The sequence below is a fragment of the Allobosea sp. P2_B12 genome (genome assembly GCF_056404835.1).
On the sequence record NZ_JBFUDG010000001.1, the window covers coordinates 650,546 to 667,873 of the forward strand.

Annotated in this window: 17 protein-coding genes; all 17 read left to right on the top strand. The window is 65.3% G+C overall.

Annotated features, from left to right (window positions below):
* Positions 1-175: 175 nt before the first annotated feature.
* The 17 genes from nuoE to AC1DYU_RS03255 all read left to right on the top strand — a co-directional run bounded on the left by nuoE (position 176) and on the right by AC1DYU_RS03255 (position 17,224).
* Complete coding sequence (nuoE, locus tag AC1DYU_RS03175; protein WP_476790370.1) at positions 176-1,411, top strand: NADH-quinone oxidoreductase subunit NuoE; 1,236 nt, start codon at positions 176-178, stop codon at positions 1,409-1,411.
* A 10-nt stretch (positions 1,412-1,421) separates the two neighbouring features.
* Complete coding sequence (nuoF, locus tag AC1DYU_RS03180; protein ID WP_476790371.1) at positions 1,422-2,726, top strand: NADH-quinone oxidoreductase subunit NuoF; 1,305 nt, start codon at positions 1,422-1,424, stop codon at positions 2,724-2,726.
* 5 nt (positions 2,727-2,731) lie between these two features.
* Positions 2,732-3,496 (top strand): hypothetical protein, encoded by a 765-nt coding sequence (locus tag AC1DYU_RS03185; RefSeq protein WP_476790372.1) that lies wholly within the window; start codon positions 2,732-2,734, stop codon positions 3,494-3,496.
* Positions 3,497-3,525: 29 nt separating this feature from the next.
* Positions 3,526-5,589 (top strand): NADH-quinone oxidoreductase subunit NuoG, encoded by a 2,064-nt coding sequence (gene nuoG / locus AC1DYU_RS03190; RefSeq protein WP_476790373.1) that lies wholly within the window; start codon positions 3,526-3,528, stop codon positions 5,587-5,589.
* A 6-nt stretch (positions 5,590-5,595) separates the two neighbouring features.
* Positions 5,596-6,615, top strand: a complete 1,020-nt coding sequence (gene nuoH, locus AC1DYU_RS03195) for an NADH-quinone oxidoreductase subunit NuoH (protein WP_476790374.1) — start codon at positions 5,596-5,598, stop codon at positions 6,613-6,615.
* Positions 6,615-6,854: a hypothetical protein gene (locus tag AC1DYU_RS03200; RefSeq protein ID WP_476790375.1), complete on the top strand. Its 240-nt coding sequence runs from the start codon at positions 6,615-6,617 to the stop codon at positions 6,852-6,854. Before nuoH ends, AC1DYU_RS03200 begins: the two co-directional genes overlap by 1 nt.
* A gap of 19 nt (positions 6,855-6,873) precedes the next feature.
* Entirely contained in the window at positions 6,874-7,362 is a 489-nt protein-coding gene (gene nuoI, locus AC1DYU_RS03205; protein ID WP_476790376.1) for an NADH-quinone oxidoreductase subunit NuoI, read from the top strand.
* A 134-nt stretch (positions 7,363-7,496) separates the two neighbouring features.
* Entirely contained in the window at positions 7,497-8,120 is a 624-nt protein-coding gene (locus AC1DYU_RS03210) for an NADH-quinone oxidoreductase subunit J (RefSeq protein WP_476790377.1), read from the top strand.
* Positions 8,117-8,425: an NADH-quinone oxidoreductase subunit NuoK gene (gene nuoK, locus AC1DYU_RS03215; RefSeq protein WP_054208012.1), complete on the top strand. Its 309-nt coding sequence runs from the start codon at positions 8,117-8,119 to the stop codon at positions 8,423-8,425. Before AC1DYU_RS03210 ends, nuoK begins: the two co-directional genes overlap by 4 nt.
* A gap of 26 nt (positions 8,426-8,451) precedes the next feature.
* Positions 8,452-10,473 carry an NADH-quinone oxidoreductase subunit L gene (nuoL, locus tag AC1DYU_RS03220; protein ID WP_476790378.1) on the top strand — a complete coding sequence of 674 codons (2,022 nt, stop codon included), beginning with the start codon at positions 8,452-8,454 and terminating at the stop codon, positions 10,471-10,473.
* Position 10,474: 1 nt separating this feature from the next.
* The gene (locus tag AC1DYU_RS03225; RefSeq protein ID WP_476790379.1) at positions 10,475-11,992 is read left to right on the top strand and encodes an NADH-quinone oxidoreductase subunit M; all 1,518 of its coding nucleotides are present in this window, start codon (positions 10,475-10,477) and stop codon (positions 11,990-11,992) included.
* An 11-nt stretch (positions 11,993-12,003) separates the two neighbouring features.
* Complete coding sequence (nuoN, locus tag AC1DYU_RS03230) at positions 12,004-13,431, top strand: NADH-quinone oxidoreductase subunit NuoN (protein WP_476790380.1); 1,428 nt, start codon at positions 12,004-12,006, stop codon at positions 13,429-13,431.
* 171 nt (positions 13,432-13,602) lie between these two features.
* Positions 13,603-14,358: a biotin--[acetyl-CoA-carboxylase] ligase gene (locus AC1DYU_RS03235; protein WP_476790381.1), complete on the top strand. Its 756-nt coding sequence runs from the start codon at positions 13,603-13,605 to the stop codon at positions 14,356-14,358.
* A gap of 116 nt (positions 14,359-14,474) precedes the next feature.
* Positions 14,475-16,145: a ribonuclease J gene (locus AC1DYU_RS03240; RefSeq protein WP_476790382.1), complete on the top strand. Its 1,671-nt coding sequence runs from the start codon at positions 14,475-14,477 to the stop codon at positions 16,143-16,145.
* 31 nt (positions 16,146-16,176) lie between these two features.
* The gene (gene mce, locus AC1DYU_RS03245) at positions 16,177-16,581 is read left to right on the top strand and encodes a methylmalonyl-CoA epimerase (protein ID WP_476790383.1); all 405 of its coding nucleotides are present in this window, start codon (positions 16,177-16,179) and stop codon (positions 16,579-16,581) included.
* 5 nt (positions 16,582-16,586) lie between these two features.
* On the top strand, positions 16,587-16,997 hold the full coding sequence (locus AC1DYU_RS03250) for a RidA family protein (RefSeq protein ID WP_158486133.1): 411 nt from the start codon (positions 16,587-16,589) through the stop codon (positions 16,995-16,997).
* A complete protein-coding gene (locus tag AC1DYU_RS03255; RefSeq protein WP_158486134.1) occupies positions 16,994-17,224 on the top strand; it encodes a DUF1467 family protein in 231 nt (76 codons plus the stop codon). Before AC1DYU_RS03250 ends, AC1DYU_RS03255 begins: the two co-directional genes overlap by 4 nt.
* Positions 17,225-17,328 lie beyond the last annotated feature (104 nt).

Here is a 17,328-nt window from a genome sequence, read left to right on the forward strand (position 1 = left end):
GCTCTGGGCGGCGGATGTATTCAAAAATCAGGCGCAAGAAATTTGGATATACTATTATTTTGCGATCTTTCCTTGCATGAAGGCTGGCGCATTATTTAGTGTTCTCTTAGCGATAACCAGTGTTGTGTGGACTTCTTCACTCGCCGTTTTCCGGTATTCTGTAGGGGCTAAGTAGATGTCCGTCCGTCGTCTCGCCCCCGATCACGTCCAGCCCGCCTCCTTCGCCTTCGATGCGTCGAATGAGAACTGGGCTGACCAGCAGATCGCCAAGTATCCGGAAGGCCGCCAGGCCTCGGCCGTGATCCCGCTCCTGTGGAAGGCGCAGGAGCAGCATGACGGCTGGGTGCCGCGCGCCGCGATCGAGGCGGTCGCGCGCAAGCTCGGCATGGCGCCGATGCGCGTCATGGAGATCGCGACCTTCTACACGATGTTCAACCTGCAGCCGGTCGGGGAGCACTTCATCCAGCTCTGCGGCACGACGCCCTGCGCGCTGCGCGGCGCCGAGGCGATCAGGAAGGTCTGCGAGGACGTCATCGGGCCGCAATCGACGGTGAGCGCCGACGGCAAGCTCTCCTGGCTCGAGGTCGAGTGCTTGGGCGCCTGCTGCAACGCTCCGATGGTGCAGATCAATTTCGACTATTACGAGGATCTGACGCCCGAGAATTTCACGGCGCTGCTCGACGATCTGCGCCATGGCCGCCCGGTCAAGACCGGCTCGCAGATCGGCCGCTCCGGCTCGGAGCCGCTGGGCGGCGGCGAGACGCTGAAGGATCCAGCGCTCTATGACGGCACGGTGATCGGCGCCGGCGACTGGCAGAAGCGCGTCGCCGAGCAGCGCAAGGTTGCGGCTGAAGCCGCCGCTGCAAAGGCTGCCGCGGAAGCCGAGGCCAAGAAGGCCGAGGCAACTCCCGCCGCGGTGGCCGAGAAGCCGGCGAGCGAGACCGCCGCTGCCGGCAGGCCCAAACCCTCCGGAACGGCACAGCCTTCGGGCGCGGCCAACGATACGCCCGCCGCCGGCGGCAAGCCGAGCCCCGAGGCCGTCAAGGAATCCGCCAAACCTGCCGACAACAAGCCTGCCGAGCCGGTTGCGGCCAAGGCGCCTGAGGCTACCGGCGCGCCCGCTGGGCCGGAGAGCAAGCCCGAGCTTCTGACCGCCGCGCGCGATGGCAAGGGTGATGATCTCGGCCTGATCTGGGGCGTCGGCCCCAAGCTTGCAAAGATGCTCAACGAGATGGGCGTCTGGCATTTCGACCAGGTCGCGAGCTGGAAGGCCGAGGAACTGGCCTGGGTCGATGCGCGGCTGACCGGCTTCAAGGGCCGGGCCACGCGCGACGACTGGGTCTCGCAGGCCAAGAAGCTCGCGACAGGCTGGCGGCCGGATTCGGCCGTCGGCGACAAGCCGGTGAAGTGAGGCGAAAACGATGCTTGCTGATCGCGACCGGATTTTCACCAATCTCTACGGCCTTCACGACCTGTCGCTGAAGGGCGCCATGGCGCGCGGCGCCTGGGACGGCACCAGGTTTCTACTCGAGCAGGGCCAGGACTGGATCATCGACGAGATGAAGAAGTCCGGCCTGCGCGGGCGCGGCGGCGCCGGCTTTCCGACCGGGCTGAAATGGTCGTTCATGCCCAAGAAGAGCGACGGGCGCCCCTCCTATCTCGTCGTCAATGCCGACGAGTCGGAGCCGGGCACCTGCAAGGATCGCGAGATCATGCGCAACGACCCGCATACGCTGGTCGAGGGCTGCCTGATCGCCTCCTTCGCGATGAACGCCAACGCCGCCTACATCTACATTCGCGGCGAATACATCCGTGAGCGCGAGGCGCTGCAGCGGGCCGTCGACGAAGCCTATGAGGCCCGTCTTATCGGCAAGGACAACATCCACGGCTATCCGTTTGATCTTTATGTGCATCACGGCGCCGGCGCCTATATCTGCGGCGAGGAGACGGCCCTGCTCGAAAGCCTCGAGGGCAAGAAGGGCATGCCGCGGATGAAGCCGCCATTCCCGGCCAATGTCGGCCTGTATGGCTGCCCGACCACCGTCAACAACGTCGAATCGATCGCGGTGGCGCCGACCATCCTGCGTCGCGGCGCGAGCTGGTTTTCGTCGCTCGGCAACCCCAACAATGTCGGCACCAAGCTCTTCTGCGTCTCGGGCCATGTGAACAAGCCCTGCAATGTCGAAGAGGTGATGGGCATCCCCTTCCGCGAGCTGATCGACCGCCATTGCGGCGGCGTGCGCGGCGGCTGGGACAACCTGATGGCGGTCATCCCAGGCGGTTCGTCGGTGCGCATGGTGCCGGCCGAGCAGATCATCGACACGCCGATGGATTTCGACTCGCTCTCGAAACTGAAGTCGGGCCTCGGTACGGCCGCCGTGATCGTCATGGACAAGTCGACCGACATCGTCCGCGCCATCGCCCGCATCAGCTATTTCTACAAGCATGAGAGCTGTGGCCAGTGCACGCCCTGCCGCGAGGGCACGGGCTGGATGTGGCGCGTGCTCAACCGCATGGCCGAGGGCAGGGCGCAGAAGCGCGAGATCGACATGCTGCTCGACGTCACCAAGCAGATCGAGGGCCACACCATCTGCGCGCTCGGCGATGCCGCCGCCTGGCCGATCCAGGGCCTGATCGCGCATTTCCGTCACGAGATCGAGAAGCGCATCGACGACTATGCCGCCAACCCGCATTCAGAGCCCGTGCGGCTGATGGCGGCGGAGTGAGATTGATGCCGCCCGCCAGCTACATACTCTGGATTGTGGTTGCTATCGGCGGCGCTATCGCGTCAATGGCCGTGACGATGGGCTATTCGATCTTCTTGATCTATTGGGTGTTTAGGATCGTCGGCGCTCTCTTGGTTACAGCTGCAGCGTGGCGTATTGTCTTGTCCTCCGGCGCAACGATTTGGCCGGCCGTCATCATTACCTTGATCTGTGCTGCTTGGCTGATCGGTTTGCTTGGCACTCTGCGGGGCGAATGGGCGATAATGCGCTACATGGCGGTGGTCGGATCCGTGGCGGTCATCGCGTGCGGCATTGCGGGCTGGGCAATGCAAGAGCCCTTGTCCGGCGATGAACTGAATCCTTCGATTTATGGCTATGCGCTTGCTGCATTAGGACTCGTGATGGTGGCGGCGAGCAACACGCTGGTCGCTCTTCCGAGTTCTGTGATTGCTCTTGCCCATTATGTTCTTGTTGGACTTGCTGTCGCGGGGTGTGTGCTGATTGTCTGGTCTGTTCATCGGATGGTGCGTGCGATTGGCCATGAATACTGGATCGTCGTTTCGGTTGCCCTGCCCGTGGGCTTGTTCGCCGCGGTGTTGGCCGGCCGATTCGTTCCGGGAATGCGCATGGGGGATGGCGCGATGTTTGTGATCTTCCCCTTCCTCGCTTTGATCGGCGGCACGGGGTTTTGGCGGCTGTCGACGTTGGCGAGGAATTTGGCGCGCTTGCGTGGAATCGAAGCTTTGAACGCAGGAAGGCTCGCCGCATGACCTTTGAATCGATTAGGGCCTACTGAGCGATGACCAAACTCATCATTGACGGCATCGAGGTCGACGTTCCCCCGGAGTACACCGTGCTCCAGGCCTGCGAGGCCGCGGGCGCCGAGGTGCCGCGCTTCTGCTTCCATGAGCGCCTCTCGATCGCCGGCAATTGCCGCATGTGCCTCGTCGAGGTGAAGGGGGGCCCCCCGAAGCCGCAGGCGTCGTGTGCCATCGGCGTGCGCGATCTGCGCCCCGGCCCCAATGGCGAGCCGCCTGTCGTCTCGACCAAGTCGCCTATGGTCAAGAAGGCGCGCGAGGGGGTGATGGAGTTCCTCCTGATCAACCACCCGCTGGATTGCCCGATCTGCGACCAGGGCGGCGAGTGCGACCTGCAGGACCAGGCCATGGCCTATGGCGTGGACAACTCCCGCTATGCCGAGAACAAGCGCGCGGTCGAGGACAAGTATATCGGCCCGCTGGTCAAGACCTCGATGACGCGCTGCATCCAGTGCACGCGCTGTGTCCGCTTCACCACCGAAGTCGCCGGCGGCCAGGATCTCGGCGCCATCGGCCGCGGCGAGGACATGGAGATCACCACCTATCTCGAGCAGGCGATGACCTCGGAGCTGCAGGGCAATGTCGTCGATCTCTGCCCGGTCGGCGCGCTGACCTCGAAGCCCTACCAGAACAAGGCGCGCCCCTGGGAACTGACCAAGACCCAGTCCATCGACGTGATGGACGCGGTCGGCTCGGCCATCCGCGTCGATTCCCGTGGCAAGGAAGTGATGCGCATCCTGCCCCGCCTCAACGAGGCGGTGAACGAGGAGTGGATCTCCGACAAGACCCGCCACATCGTCGATGGCCTGCGCACGCAGCGTCTCGATCGGCCCTATATCCGCCAGAACGGCGCGCTGCGCCCGGCCTCATGGGCCGAGGCCTTCGCTGTCATCGCCGAGAAGGTGAAGGCGGCCAGCCCTGCGAAGATCGGCGCCATCGCCGGCGATCTCGCCGCTGTCGAGGAGATGTTCGCGCTGAAAAGCCTGATCGCCTCGCTCGGATCGGCCAATCTCGATTGCCGGCAGGATGGCAGCAAGCTGCATCCGAAGTTCGGCCGCGCCAGCTACATCCTCAATGCCGGCATCGCCGGGATCGAGGAGGCCGATGCGCTGATGGTCATCGGCGCCAATCCCCGCAAGGAAGCGCCGATCCTGAACGCGCGCATCCGCAAGCGCTGGCTGCGCGGCGATTTCACGCTCGGCCTGATCGGCGAGAAGGCCGATCTGACCTATGACTACGCCTATCTCGGCGCCGGTCCCGACACGCTCGCTGGCTTCGTCGACCATGCCCCGGCCAACAGGCAAAAGCCGATGCTGCTGATCGGGCAGGGCGCTCTGGCCCGTCCCGATGGCGAGGCCATCCTGGCGATGGCCGCCAAGGCGGCGCGCTCGCTCGGTGTCGTCAAGGATGGCTGGAACGGCTTCGGCGTGCTGCACACCGCTGCCGCCCGCGTCGGCGGTCTCGATCTCGGCTTCGTGCCAAGTGAGGGCGGTCTCGATGTCGCCGGCATGATCGCGCCGGGCGCGCTCGACGTGCTCTTCCTGCTCGGCGCCGACGAGATCGACGTGCCGGCGGGCGCCTTCGTGGTCTATCAGGGCACGCATGGCGACAAGGGCGCCCATCGCGCCGACGTCATCCTGCCGGGCTCGGCCTATACCGAGAAGTCCGGCACCTACGTCAACACCGAAGGCCGCGTGCAGATGACCGACCGCGCCACCTTCCCGCCGGGCGACGCCCGCGAGGATTGGGCGATCATGCGGGCGCTCTCTGCCGCGCTCGGCAAGACGCTGCCCTTCGACTCGCTGGCCGGCCTGCGCAAGGCGCTCTACGAGGCGCATCCGCATTTCGCTGCGCTCGATGTGCTGCAGGCCGCCGACCCGGCCGGGCTCGGCCCGCTCGCCGATCTCGGCGGCAGCGCCGACAAGGCGGGCTTCGTCTCGCCCGTGGCGGATTTCTACCAGACCAACCCGATCGCGCGCGCTTCCGCCGTGATGGCCGAATGTTCGGCGCTGGCCTCGGGCCGGCTGCAGCAGGCGGCGGAGTAAGCGGCCATGAACTGGGACCTCGTCCTCACCCTCGCGATCATGCTCGGCAAGAGCCTGCTGCTGCTGGTCTGCCTTCTGGTCTTCATCGCCTATATCCTGCTCGCCGACCGCAAGATCTGGGCGGCGGTGCAGCTTCGCCGCGGCCCCAACGTGGTCGGGCCCTTCGGCCTGTTCCAGAGCTTCGCCGACCTGCTGAAATTCGCCTTCAAGGAGCCGATCATCCCGTCAGGCGCCAACAAGGGCGTCTTCCTGCTGGCGCCCTTCATCTCCTGCCTGCTCTCGCTGGGCGCCTGGGCGGTGATTCCGGTGGCGGAAGGCTGGGCGATCGCCAACATCAATGTCGGCGTGCTCTACATCCTCGCGATCTCGTCGCTGGGCGTCTACGGCGTGATCATGGCCGGCTGGGCCTCCAACTCGAAATACCCCTTCATGGGCGCGCTGCGCTCGGCGGCGCAGATGGTCTCCTATGAGGTCTCGATCGGCTTCGTCATCATCACCGTGCTGCTTTGCGTCGGCTCGCTCAACCTCACCGCCATCGTCGAGGCACAGAACGGCCGCTTCGGCCTGTTCGGCTGGTACTGGCTGCCGCTGTTCCCGATGTTCGTGGTCTTCTTCATCTCGGCGCTGGCCGAGACGAACCGGCCGCCCTTCGACCTTCCCGAAGCCGAGTCCGAGCTCGTCGCCGGCTTCATGGTCGAATATTCCTCGACGCCCTACCTGCTGTTCATGCTCGGCGAATACGTGGCGATCATGACCATGTGCGCGCTGACCGTGATCCTGTTCATGGGTGGCTGGCTGCCGCCGTTCCCGATCGCGCCCTTCACCTGGCTGCCGGGCGTGTTCTGGTTCGCGCTCAAGGTCTGCATGGTCTTCTTCATGTTCGCGATGGTGAAGGCCTTCGTGCCGCGCTACCGCTACGACCAGTTGATGCGGCTGGGCTGGAAGGTCTTCCTGCCGCTGTCGCTGGTCTCCGTGGTGGTTGTCGCCTTCGTGCTGCAGGTCACCGGCTGGGGGCCGGTGCGCTGATGGGTGTCTCGCCTGGCCTGATCGGTGCGCTGATCGGGTTCGTGGTGGGGCTGGTTGAATACAGGATCGTGTCGGGGCTGGTCATCGGGGCCTTGCGCCGGACCGATCCGTCGAAGACGCAAGCCGAGCGCGACGATTACGAACGTCGCATCACTTACGTCAGGGTCGCGCTGGTCGTCTTGATGATCGGCGTCACGCCCGTGCTGGGTTATGTGATCGGCCAGACGGTGTTTGGCTGAGTTGGAAGGACGAGAAGGCATGTCGCTCGCACAAGCCGCCAAGGGCCTGCTGCTGAAGGAGTTCGTCGGCGCTTTCGTGCTGTCGATGCGCTATTTCTTCAAGCCGAAGGCGACGCTGAACTACCCCTTCGAGAAGGGCATGCTCTCGCCGCGCTTCCGCGGCGAGCACGCGCTGCGTCGCTATCCCAATGGCGAGGAACGCTGCATCGCCTGCAAGCTCTGCGAGGCGATCTGCCCCGCCCAGGCCATCACCATCGAGGCCGGCCCGCGCCGCAACGACGGCACCCGCCGCACGACGCGCTACGACATCGACATGACCAAATGCATCTATTGCGGCTTCTGCCAGGAGGCCTGCCCAGTCGATGCCATCGTCGAGGGGCCGAATTTCGAATTCGCCACCGAGACCCGCGAGGAACTGTTCTACGACAAGGACAAGCTGCTCGAGAACGGCGCTCGCTGGGAGCGCGAGATCGCGCGCAACATCGCGATGGATGCGCCGTATCGCTAGGACGGCTCGGGCAGGCCCGTCGTGCGGTTGTCGCAGCCGGTGGGCCTGACTATAGACGCTCCAAACTGCGCCTCGACGAGAGTCGGGCGTGATTGAAAACGAGAGCCGCCCGAAGGGCGGAAAGGCTGACCGAGATGAATGCCGCAGCGGCTTTCTTCTATCTGTTCGCAGGCGTCACCGTCGCTTCGGCGTTCATGGTGGTGACCTCGCGCAACCCCGTTCACTCGGTGCTCTTCCTGATCCTGGCCTTCGTCAATGCGGCGGGGCTGTTCATGCTGCTCGGGGCCGAGTTCCTGGCGATGCTGCTGATCGTCGTCTATGTCGGCGCGGTCGCGGTGCTCTTCCTCTTCGTGGTGATGATGCTCGACGTCGATTTCGCCGAGTTCCGCCAGGGCTTCCTGAACTACCTGCCGATCGGGGCGCTGATCGGGCTGATCTTCGCGGTCGAATTGTTGCTGGTCGTCGGCGGCTGGGTCATCGATCCGCAGATCGTCAAGGCGCCGGTCGCGGCGATCCCCGCCGGCATCACCAACACCGAGGCGCTCGGGCGGGTGCTCTACACCCAATATGTCTACTACTTCCAGGCGGCCGGACTCGTGCTGCTGGTCGCCATGATCGGCGCCATCGTGCTGACTTTGCGCGAGCGCGTCGGCATCAAGCGCCAGGACGTCGTGGTGCAGAACGCCCGCACCAAGGCGACCGCGATGGACGTGAAGAAGGTGCCGTCCGGCGCCGCGCTGCCGGAGGAGACGGTCTGATGATCGGACTTGGCCATTACCTCGCCGTCGGCGCGATCCTGTTCACGCTCGGCGTGCTTGGCATCTTCCTGAACCGCAAGAACGTCATCGTCATCCTGATGTCGGTTGAGCTCATCCTGCTCGCCGTCAACCTGAACTTCGTCGCCTTCTCGAGCTTCCTGGGCGACATCGTCGGGCAGGTCTTTGCCCTGCTGGTGCTGACGGTCGCGGCCGCCGAAGCCGCCATCGGGCTCGCCATTCTCGTCGTCTACTTCCGCAACCGCGGCACGATCGCGGTGGAAGACATCAACATGATGAAAGGCTGAGGCGTAGCAACGCCCGGAACCGCCCCATGTATCACGCGATCGTCTTCCTCCCCCTGATCGGCTTCCTGATCGCCGGCCTCTTCGGCCGTCTGATCGGCGCGCGCGGCTCGGAGATCGTCACCACCTCGCTGCTGGTCGTCTCGGCCGTCCTGTCCTGGATCGCCTTCTTCAATGTCGGGTTCGGCTCGGGCACGACCCGTATCCAGGTAGCAACCTGGATGGCGTCGGGTGGCCTTCAGGTAGACTGGGCCTTCCGCATCGACACGCTGACCGTGGTGATGCTCGTCGTCGTCAACACCGTCTCCTCGCTCGTGCATGTCTACTCGATCGGCTACATGCACGAGGATCCGCACCGGCCGCGCTTCTTCGCCTATCTGTCGCTGTTCACCTTCGCCATGCTGATGCTGGTGACCGCCGACAACCTGGTGCAGATGTTCTTCGGCTGGGAGGGCGTCGGTCTTGCCTCCTACCTCCTGATCGGCTTCTGGTACCAGAAGCCCTCGGCCTGCGCCGCCGCGATGAAGGCCTTCATCGTCAACCGCGTCGGCGATTTCGGCTTCCTGCTCGGCATCTTCATGGTCTTCGTGCTGACGGGTTCGGTCGCGTTCGAGAGCATCTTCCCGCAGATCGCCGGGCTGACCGAGCGCAGCTTCCGCTTCCTCGGCTATGACTGGAACGCGCTGACGCTGACCGCGCTGCTGCTGTTCATGGGCGCGATGGGCAAATCGGCGCAGTTCCTGCTCCACACCTGGCTGCCGGACGCGATGGAGGGGCCGACCCCGGTCTCGGCGCTGATCCATGCCGCGACCATGGTCACCGCCGGCGTCTTCATGGTCGCGCGGCTTTCGCCGATCTTCGAATACGCGCCGAACGCACTGACGGTGGTGATCGTCATCGGTGCGACGACGGCCTTCTTCGCCGCCACCGTCGGTCTCGTCCAGAACGACATCAAACGCGTCATCGCCTATTCGACCTGCTCGCAGCTCGGCTACATGTTCGTGGCGCTCGGCGTCGGCAATTACGGCGCCGGCATCTTCCACCTCTTCACCCATGCCTTCTTCAAGGCGCTGCTGTTCCTCGGTGCCGGCTCGGTCATCCATGCGATGCACCATGAGCAGGACATGCGGAACATGGGTGGCCTGCGCAAGCACATCCCCATGACCGCAGCCGCCATGACGATCGGCACGCTGGCGCTGACCGGTTTCCCGCTCTTCGCCGGCTACTTCTCCAAGGACGCGATCATCGAGAGCGCCTATGCCGCCGTGGCGCATAAGGGCTTTGCCGCCTCCTATGCCTTCGTGCTGCTGGTGGTCGCCGCGCTGATGACCTCGTTCTACTCCTGGCGCCTCTACTTCATGACCTTCGAGGGCAAGCCGCGCTGGGGTGCGGACGCTCACGCCGCGCACGGCCACGATGCGCACGGCCATGACGTCCACGCGCATGCCTCGCACGCCCATGACGATCACGGCCACGGCCATGATCACACGCCCCATGAGAGCCCGCTCGTGATGCTGATCCCGCTCGCCGTGCTCTCGCTCGGCGCGGTCGCGGCCGGCTTTGCCTTCAAGGAGGCCTTCGTCGGCCACGAGTTCGAGCATTTCTGGAAGAGCGCGCTCTTCATGGGCAAGGACAACCACATCCTGCACGAGATGCACGAGGTTCCCGGCTGGGTCGTGGCCTCGCCCTTCATCGCGATGGTGCTGGGCTTCCTGATCTCGCTCTACATGTATGTGCTGCGGCCGGACGTGCCGGGCAAGCTCGCCGCGGCCAACCCGGTCCTCTACAAGTTCCTGCTGAACAAGTGGTATTTCGACGAGATCTACGACTTCCTGTTCGTGAAGCCGGCGATGTGGATGGGAAAATTTCTCTGGAAGAAGGGCGATGGCTTCGTCATCGACGGCATGGGTCCCGATGGCATCTCGGCCCGGGTCGTGGACGTGACCAACCGGGTCGTCCGGCTCCAGACCGGCTATGTCTATCACTACGCCTTTGCCATGCTGATCGGCGTCGCAGGCTTCGTGACCTGGTATCTCTTGGCGCGCGGGTGAGATGATGGATTTCGGCTTCGGCATTCTCACCGGTCTTCTCGTCCTGCCGCTGGTCGGCGCAGCCTTCATCCTGACGCAGCGCGGTGATCAGGCCGCGGTCGACTCCAATGCGCGCTATGCGGCGCTCGCGGCCACCGTCGCGACCTTCGTGCTCGCCTGCTATGCTTGGAGCCAGTTCGACCCGGCCAATCCCGGCTTCCAGATGGTCGAAACCCACGCCTGGGTTTCCGATGCCATCAAGTTCAAGCTCGGCGTCGACGGCTTCTCCTTCCCCTTCGTGGTGCTGACCGCCTTCCTGATGCCGTTCTGCATCCTGGCGTCCTGGCACTCGATCACGAAGCGGGTGCGCGAATACATGGTCGCGTTCCTGATCCTGGAGACGCTGATGATCGGCGTCTTCGTGGCGCTCGACCTCGTGCTGTTCTACCTCTTCTTCGAGGGCGGCCTGATCCCGATGTTCCTGATCATCGGCATCTGGGGCGGCAAGCGTCGCGTCTACGCCTCCTACAAGTTCTTCCTCTACACGCTGCTCGGCTCGGTCCTGCTGCTGCTGGCGTTGATGGCGATGTACTGGAACGCCGGCACCACCGACATTCCGACGCTGCTGGCGCATAAATTCCCGGCCGGCATGCAGACCTGGCTCTGGCTCGCCTTCTTCGCCTCCTTCGCGGTGAAGATGCCGATGTGGCCGGTCCACACCTGGCTGCCCGACGCCCATGTCGAGGCGCCGACCGCCGGCTCGGTCGTGCTCGCCGCGATCATGCTGAAGATGGGCGGCTATGGCTTCATCCGCTTCTCGATCCCGATGTTCCCCGAGGCGTCCGCTTACTTCGCCTCCTTCGTCTTCGCGCTCTCCGTCATCGCCATCGTCTACACCTCGCTGGTGGCGCTGATGCAGGAGGACATCAAGAAGCTCATCGCCTACTCGTCGGTCGCCCATATGGGCTTCGTCACGATGGGCCTGTTCACGCTGACGACGCAGGGCATCCAGGGCGCCATGTTCCAGATGGTCAGCCACGGGCTGGTCTCGGGCGCGCTCTTCCTCTGCGTCGGCGTGATCTATGACCGGATGCACACCCGCGAGATCGCGGCCTATGGCGGGCTGGTCAACCGAATGCCGATCTACGCCGTGGTGTTCATGATCTTCACCATGGCCAATGTCGGCCTGCCGGGTACGGCCGGCTTCGTCGGCGAATTCCTGACGCTGATGGGCGCCTTCAAGGCCAACCCCTGGGTCGCCTTCATCGCCTCCTCCGGCGTCATCCTCTCGGCTGCCTATGCGCTCTGGCTCTATCGCCGCGTCGTATTCGGCGAACTGGTCAAGCCCGAGCTCAAGGACATCATGGATCTCGACCGCCGCGAGATGGTCATCCTTGCCCCGCTGGTGCTGCTGACGATCTGGTACGGCATCCGTCCGGGCACGATCCTCGACGCCTTCGCCGCGCCGACGGAAGCGCTCATCAAGAACTATCAGGCCGCACTCACCGCCGCGAAAACGGCGATGCTGGCTGTTCAGTAAGGTCTCGCAGGATGGCTCTGCCCGCTCTCGGCCCGGCGCTTCCGGAAATCATCCTCGCCATCGGCGCCATCGCGATGGTGCTGATCGGCGCGATCCAGGGCGAGCGCGCCACGCGCCTGCTCGAAGGCATCGCGATCGCGCTGTTTGCCCTGACGCTGGTGCTGGTGCTCTCCGCCGAGGGCAAGGTGCTGACCTTCAATGACGGCTTCATCGCCGATGGCTTTGCCCGCTTCTTCAAGGTCCTGACGCTGTTCGGCGCCGCAGCCGCGATCCTGCTTTCCTCGGACTCGCTTCGCCGCGACGGTTCGATGCGCTTCGAGTTCCCGATCCTGATCGTGCTGTCGACCATCGGCATGATGATGATGATCTCGGCCAATGATCTGATCAGCCTCTATGTCGGCCTCGAATTGCAGTCGCTGGCGCTCTACGTCGTCGCTGCCTTCGACCGCGACAACGCCAAGTCGACCGAGGCCGGCCTGAAATACTTCGTCCTCGGCGCGCTCTCCTCGGGCATGCTGCTCTACGGCGCCTCGCTGACCTACGGCTTCACCGGCACGGTGACGTATCCCGGCATCGCGGCGGCCGTGCAGCACGGCCATCCCGGTATCGGCCTGATCTTCGGCATCGTCTTCATCGCCGCCGGTGTCGCCTTCAAGATCTCGGCCGTGCCGTTCCACATGTGGACGCCCGACGTCTATGAGGGCGCCCCGACCCCGGTCGCTGCCTTCTTCGCATCAGCGCCCAAGATGGCGGCGATGGCGATGGTGGTGCGCATCTTCATCGGCGCCTTCCCGGGCGCGCTGCATGAATGGCAGCAGATCATCATCTTCATCTCGATCGCGTCGATGGCGCTCGGCGCCTTCGCCGCGATCGGCCAGAGCAACATCAAGCGCCTGCTTGCGTACTCATCGATCGCCAACATGGGCTACGCGCTGGTCGGCCTCGCCGCCGGCACTGCGGCCGGTGTCCAGGGCGTGATGGTCTATATGGCGATCTATCTCGCCACGACGCTGGGGGCCTTCGCCTGCGTGCTGCTGATGCGCCGCGACGGCAAGGCGGTCGAGGACATCTCGGAGCTCGCGGGCCTCTCGCGCACCAATCCCTGGATGGCGTTTGCGCTGTCGATGATGATGTTCTCGCTGGCCGGCATTCCGCCGCTCGCCGGCTTCTGGGCGAAGTTCTACGTCTTCCTCGCCGCCATCGACGCCAAGCTCTATGTGCTCGCCGTCATCGGCGTCGTCACCAGCGTGGTGGGCGCCTACTACTATCTGCGCCTGGTCAAGGTAATGTATTTCGACGACGCCAAACCCGCCTTCGAAAAGGGCGACCTCGGCGTGCGCGCCGTGCTGCTGGTCTCGGCGATCTTCGTGCTGGCGCTCTCGCTGCTGCCGGCCCCGCTGCTCAACTCGGCGGCCGCTGCGGCGAAGTCGCTGTTCTGAGCTTGGCGCTTTTACACTGCTTCCTGAACCACCACCGTCATCCCGGACAAGCGGCGAAGCCGCGCCGATCCGGGATCCATTCCGGAGCGCCGATCGGACAGGTTCCGGAATGGATCCCGGGTCTCCGTTTCGCTACGCCCGGGATGACGGCGAGGTGGCCGGATCCGTCTCATGCTCGGTGAAGCTGCCCGCGCCGCCGGCTACCGGCTGATCGTCCGCGACGATGTCGGCTCGACCATGGAGGAGGCGCGGCGCGCCTTGGCCCAAGGCGATCCCGGCCTGCTCTGGATCGTCGCGCGCAGCCAGAATGCCGGGCGAGGCCGCCATGGCCGGCAATGGGGTTCGCCGCCGGGCAATCTCTATGCGAGCCTGCTGCTCGTCGCACCTTGCGAGCCGGCGCTGGCGCCGCAGCTCGGTTTTGTCGCCGGGCTTGCCTTGCATGATGCCGCGACGCGCGTCAGCGGCGGCCTGCCGGGGCTGAAGTTGAAATGGCCCAACGACTTGCTGATCGACCGCGCCAAGGTCTCGGGCCTGCTGCTGGAAGGCGAGAGCCGGGCAGGGCGGCTCGATGTCGTCATCGGGCTCGGCGTCAACATCGCCTCCTGTCCGACCGACACGCCCTATCCCGCGACCTTCCTCAAGCAGCACCAGCCTCAAGTGACGGTTGAGTCCGTTCTGGCCGCCCTGAGCGATGCTTGGCTTACCCGCTTCGAGACCTGGTCGCGCCCCGGCGGCTTCGGTCCGATCCGGGCCGCCTGGCTGGAGCGGGCCGCCTTTCTCGGCGAGGAGATCACGATCCGGCTGACGGAAGGGCCGCTGACCGGCCGCTTCGCCGGCCTCGACCCGAGCGGGCGCCTCGAACTCGAGACCAGCGCCGGCTTGCGCGTCATCGATGCCGGCGACCTTTATTTCGGAACGCCAACCTGAGCGCGAGCGACAATAGCGTTCGCGCCGGTCTGGAGACCGCGTGGCGAGCGTGCTAGGGCTCCTCAACATCGTGCTGCGCCCGTGAGCGCCGCCCATCGACCCAGTCAGGATGACCCGTGACCCGTTCCCAAGATCAGCTCGTTTTCGTTCCTCTCGGCGGCCTCGGCGAGATCGGCATGAATGCCGCTCTCTACGGCTTCGGGCCCGAGGGACGGCGGAAATGGATCCTGGTCGATTGCGGCCTGTCCTTCGCGGGGCCGGAAGTACCCGGCGTCGATATCGTCTTCCCCGATCTGCGCTACATCATCGAGGAACGTGCTAACCTTCTGGGCATCGTCATCACCCACGCCCATGAGGACCATATCGGCGCGCTTGCCGCGCTCTGGCCGTCCCTGCGTGCGCCGGTCTATTGCACCAAGTTCGCCGCCGGCCTGCTGGCGACGCGCCGTCTCTCGGAGCCGGGCGCGCCCAAGGTGCCGATGCACATCATCGCGCAGGGCGGCAGCTTCAAGCTCGGCCCCTTTGATATCGAATTCGTGCCGGTCGCCCATTCGATCCCCGAATCGAATGCGCTCGCCATCCGCACGCCGGTCGGCCTCGTCGTCCATACCGGCGACTGGAAGATCGACCCCACCCCGCAGGTCGGCCTGCCCACCGATGAGGCGCGCCTGCGCGAACTCGGCGACGAGGGCGTGCTGGCGCTGGTCTGCGACTCCACCAACGTCATGCGCGACGGTACCTCGCCGAGCGAGGCCGACGTCGCCGCCAAGATCAAGGAACTGGTCCATTCGGCGACGGGTCGTGTCGCCGTCACCACCTTCGCCTCGAATGTCGCGCGCCTGCGCGCCGTCGCCGAGGCGGCGATGGCCGACCAGCGCGAGGTCGTCGTCGTCGGCCGTGCCATGGATCGCGTCATCGATGTCGCGCGCGAATGCGGCTATCTCGACGGCATCCCGGCCTTCCGCTCGGCCGACACCTATGGCTACCTGCCGCGCGACAAGGTCGTCTGCCTGCTGACCGGCAGCCAGGGCGAGCCGCGCGCAGCGCTGTCGCGCATCGCCTCGGACGACCACCCCGAGATCACCCTGACGGCGGGCGACCGCGTGATCTTTTCCTCGCGCACCATTCCGGGCAACGAGAAGGCGGTCGGCGCGATCCAGAACGCGCTCGCCCGCGACAATATCGAGATCATCACCGACCGCACGCACCTCGTCCATGTCTCGGGCCATCCGCGCCGAGAGGAGATGGCCAGGCTCTACGGCTGGCTGAAGCCGAAGATCGTCATTCCCGCCCATGGCGAGGATCTGCATCTCTCCGAGCACGCGATCTTCGCGCGCAGCCTCGGCGTCAAGATCGTGGTGAAGGCCGGCAATGGCGACGTCGTCGCGATCACGGCCGAGGGCGCCAGCAAGGTCGACGAGGTCACGCATGGCCGGCTCTATCAGGACGGCAACCTGCTGGTGAATGCGCTCGAGAAGACGATCCCCGAGCGCCGCCGCCTGTCCTTCGTCGGGATGATCTCGGTCGCGGTCGCGATCGACGAGAAGGGCGGGCTTGCCGGCGATCCCGAGATCGCGGTGCTCGGCCTGCCGCCCTATACCCGCGACGGCACCGGCTTCGACGAATATGTCGCCGAGGCGGTCTCCGAGCTGATCGACGGCATCCCCAAGGCGCGCCGGCGCGACCCCGAGGCGCTTCGCAACGCGCTGGAGCGCGGCCTGCGCAGCGCCGTCAACGAGGAGTGGGGCAAGAAGCCGCTGGTGCACGCGCTGGTCATCGAGGTCTAGGATCAGCCGGCAGCCGCAGGGGAGCGCAAGCATGATCGGACGCCTGAACCACGTCGCCATCGCCGTGAAGGATCTCGCGGCGGCGACCGCGCTCTATCGCGACACGCTGGGCGCTCAGGTCTCGCAGCCTCTGCCGCAGCCGGAGCATGGCGTCACTGTCGTCTTCGTCGAACTGCCCAACACGAAGGTCGAGCTGCTTGAGCCGCTGGGCGCCGATTCGCCGGTCGGCAAGTTCATCGAGCGCAATCCCGACGGCGGCATCCACCACATCTGCTACGAGGTCGACGACATCATCGCCGCCCGCGATCGCCTGAAAGCGACAGGTGCCCGCGTGCTCGGCACCGGCGAGCCGCGCATCGGCGCCCATGGCAAGCCGGTGATCTTCCTGCATCCGAAGGACTTCACCGGCACGCTGGTCGAACTCGAGCAGGCCTGAAGCCGATGGACGCATCCCCGATCACGTTCTTCGGCGAGCCCGAGCCAGGCTCGACCCGCCCCTTCAGCGCCGCGACGCGCGCCGGCGGCCTCGTCTTCGTGTCCGGCCATTCGGCGCCGCATGATCCCGCGCGCGGCATCCATCGTGGCGAGACACCGGCCGATGAGGTCCGCAACGCGCTGGCCCATATCGCGAGCATTCTCGCGGAGGCGGGCTCCTCGCTGGAGCGAGTCGTGCAGATGACGATGCTGATCACCGACCCGGCCGACTACGCCGCCTGCAACGCCGAATATGTGAAGCATTTCCACGGCGGTCTCCCGGCGCGGCACACCGCGCGCTTCGGCGTGCCGACGCAGGCGCGCGTCGCCTTCTCCTGCATTGCGCTGGCGGGCGACGCCGCGGGGAAGCAGCCATGACCATCGCCAGCGCACTTGCCGTCTATTTCGTCATCTGGTGGACGGTGCTCTTCGCCGTGCTGCCCTTCGGCGTCCGCAGCCAGGCGGAGACGGGAGAGGTCACGCAAGGCACAGAGCCCGGAGCGCCGGCGCTGCCGGGCCTGCTGCGAAAGGCGGTGATCACCTCGATCATCGCCGCAGTCGTCTTCGTCATCGTCTGGTATGTCTGGGCGAATTTCGACCTGTAGGACAGGCGATCCGGCTATCGGCCAGTCTGGCTGACGGCACAGAAGGCAATCGCGGCAATCCGGACAGCAGACAAAGAAAAAGGCAAGGCCGATGCCTTGCCTTC

What these genes read in the sequence shown, in the direction of transcription:
- nuoE (WP_476790370.1), top strand. Translation starts at nt 176, where the DNA reads ATGTCCGTCCGTCGTCTCGCCCCCGATCACGTCCAGCCCGCCTCCTTC.
- nuoF (WP_476790371.1), top strand. Translation starts at nt 1,422, where the DNA reads ATGCTTGCTGATCGCGACCGGATTTTCACCAATCTCTACGGCCTTCAC.
- AC1DYU_RS03185 (WP_476790372.1), top strand. Translation starts at nt 2,732, where the DNA reads ATGCCGCCCGCCAGCTACATACTCTGGATTGTGGTTGCTATCGGCGGC.
- nuoG (WP_476790373.1), top strand. Translation starts at nt 3,526, where the DNA reads ATGACCAAACTCATCATTGACGGCATCGAGGTCGACGTTCCCCCGGAG.
- nuoH (WP_476790374.1), top strand. Translation starts at nt 5,596, where the DNA reads ATGAACTGGGACCTCGTCCTCACCCTCGCGATCATGCTCGGCAAGAGC.
- AC1DYU_RS03200 (WP_476790375.1), top strand. Translation starts at nt 6,615, where the DNA reads ATGGGTGTCTCGCCTGGCCTGATCGGTGCGCTGATCGGGTTCGTGGTG.
- nuoI (WP_476790376.1), top strand. Translation starts at nt 6,874, where the DNA reads ATGTCGCTCGCACAAGCCGCCAAGGGCCTGCTGCTGAAGGAGTTCGTC.
- AC1DYU_RS03210 (WP_476790377.1), top strand. Translation starts at nt 7,497, where the DNA reads ATGAATGCCGCAGCGGCTTTCTTCTATCTGTTCGCAGGCGTCACCGTC.
- nuoL (WP_476790378.1), top strand. Translation starts at nt 8,452, where the DNA reads ATGTATCACGCGATCGTCTTCCTCCCCCTGATCGGCTTCCTGATCGCC.
- AC1DYU_RS03225 (WP_476790379.1), top strand. Translation starts at nt 10,475, where the DNA reads ATGATGGATTTCGGCTTCGGCATTCTCACCGGTCTTCTCGTCCTGCCG.
- nuoN (WP_476790380.1), top strand. Translation starts at nt 12,004, where the DNA reads ATGGCTCTGCCCGCTCTCGGCCCGGCGCTTCCGGAAATCATCCTCGCC.
- AC1DYU_RS03235 (WP_476790381.1), top strand. Translation starts at nt 13,603, where the DNA reads ATGCTCGGTGAAGCTGCCCGCGCCGCCGGCTACCGGCTGATCGTCCGC.
- mce (WP_476790383.1), top strand. Translation starts at nt 16,177, where the DNA reads ATGATCGGACGCCTGAACCACGTCGCCATCGCCGTGAAGGATCTCGCG.
- AC1DYU_RS03250 (WP_158486133.1), top strand. Translation starts at nt 16,587, where the DNA reads ATGGACGCATCCCCGATCACGTTCTTCGGCGAGCCCGAGCCAGGCTCG.
- AC1DYU_RS03255 (WP_158486134.1), top strand. Translation starts at nt 16,994, where the DNA reads ATGACCATCGCCAGCGCACTTGCCGTCTATTTCGTCATCTGGTGGACG.